Here is a 1,968-nt window from a genome sequence, read left to right on the forward strand (position 1 = left end):
GTTCGAAAGAACTTCTGGCCACGCGTACGTTCCTTCACCGGACTGCAGGATCTCAATCGCCAAGTGCGTCACTGGCTTGACACCGTCGCCAACCAGCGCCTGCACGGGACAACATTCCGGGTGCCGGCGGAAATGCGGAAAGAGGAAATGCTGAACCCAGTCACCGTGATCGGACGCTGCAGTCGGCTCATTTGACGAACACGATCAAACAGAAGATCAGACAGAAGATCAGAATGTTTATGAAGCCGGATCTGCTCATCATTGACGAGATCGGGTACCGGAAGATGGACGACACGGCCGCCCACTTCTTCTTCCAGATCGTCTCCGAGCGCTATGAGCGCGGCTCGATGATGCTGACGACGATGGACATAGTTCTCCTGAGATGATCCCGCATGGTAAGTCTCTTGGGCTGCGTCGGCGCAGTTCCCGGCTAATGGTGGCATGTCCTTGGCGATGGCTCGGGCACTTTTCCCTTGCTGATGGAGGATTTCTAGCTTGCTTCGCTCGATTATGAATAGCCGCAATACTAAGATCCATCCTTTCACCTTCATTCACTACAAATCAAATTATCCCATAAAAGCGGCTGCGCCTATCAGTTCGGCACTAGCCCATTAACTACCTGTTGTAGCCTTCGTTCCTGAACTTTTTTCCTTCTTCTTTGCTGTGCGCGCTATCGCCAATGCGTCCTGACCCTTCACTTCCAATTCAGCCAGCGCCTCATCCACGGTCTTCTTGTTGTCTACGATCGCTTTCAATGCATCCTCGAGCAACGGGGTGAAGGAATTGGAGAACTCTCGCGGAACATTTCTATGATACCACCCATAGTACGAAGTCTGTGATGTAGGCTTCAACATATAGAATGGATCCATGCTCTTGCCATCCATTTCCTTGAGGAATGGACTTCTCGTCGGTAACAGCCCATACTCAGACAGAGCCTTCGCCATTTCCGGTCCATTGATGAACTTGATAAATTCCCATGCCGCGCGCTTATTCGGGGAAGCGGCTGGAATTGCACAACTTTCTTCCAATTGCACATGCGGTGATTCATCAGGGTTCTTTGGATCCACTGGAAGGGTGACCATATCCCAATCTAAGTTTTTTATACCGTAGGTCTTGCAATGGCTTATCATCCAAGGTTGGGCAACGACCATAGCCGCTTTTCCATTTATAAAATCAGTATAGTAGTTAGAAAAAGGGACGATTTTTGAGCGTACCGCATCCGTTGCTAGCTCAACGGCTCTTTTCCAACCGTCCGAATGAATAAGTAACTTCTCTGCCTTCGTATCAAACAGGGACAAAGAAAAGGTTCTTGAAATATGACGTAAAATGTCTGTGGTGTCCATGACGTCCAGTGAGAGTCCGAACACGCGGTTCTCACCTGCTCCCATACCCTCGAATCGCTTGGACAAATCAAACACCTCTTGCCAGCTCATCTTGTTGTGCGGTAGTTTAATCTGGTTCTCTTCAAACAAACCGCGGTTGTAATACAATACAGGGACCGTAAAATGAGGGGCCAGTGCATATAACGTACCATTTCCTTTCGCACGTAGGCTTTCGATAACGCCCGGCGTGTATTCTGCTAAATCAAATTTGTCTTCCGCTATCATTTCTTCTAAACTAGATAGCTTTCCCTCTTGGGCGTAGGATGCCAACAATCCCTCGTCCAAGAGCAGCACATCAGGTTGATGCTTCTCTATCAATGTAAGTATCTCTTCATATTCGGGCTTACGTCCCCTCTCCACGATACTAATCACATCCAAATCAATACTCGGATGGGTAACCGTAAAAATATTACCATACCGACGATAGAACTGATCTGCGTCGTCACACATCACCTTTAGCGTTTCTTTTCCTTCTTTCAATGGCTCCAATGTCTTCTTCTCTCCGAAACAGCCGCTGAGCAAGCTTACAATAGTTAGCAGCATACAGGCCATTTTCCACTTTGTCTTCATCTCGATCTCTCCCACC

1 protein-coding gene and 2 pseudogenes are annotated in these 1,968 nt (G+C 48.3%); 2 read left to right on the forward strand and 1 reads right to left on the reverse strand.

Going from position 1 to position 1,968, the window contains the following annotated elements; translation table 11 throughout:
• A pseudogene (locus PPOP_RS22145) lies at nucleotides 1–132 on the forward strand (IS21 family transposase); the annotation flags it as partial.
• Between the two features lie 38 nt (nucleotides 133–170).
• Nucleotides 171–362: pseudogene (locus PPOP_RS14970) on the forward strand (ATP-binding protein); the annotation flags it as partial.
• A gap of 249 nt (nucleotides 363–611) precedes the next feature.
• Here PPOP_RS14970 and PPOP_RS14975 read toward each other — a convergent pair.
• On the reverse strand, nucleotides 612–1,968 hold a 1,357-nt coding region (locus tag PPOP_RS14975), incomplete at its 5' end, for an ABC transporter substrate-binding protein (RefSeq protein ID WP_306304727.1).

Source organism: Paenibacillus popilliae ATCC 14706 (genome assembly GCF_000315235.1).
Lineage (GTDB): Bacteria > Bacillota > Bacilli > Paenibacillales > Paenibacillaceae > Paenibacillus_B > Paenibacillus_B popilliae.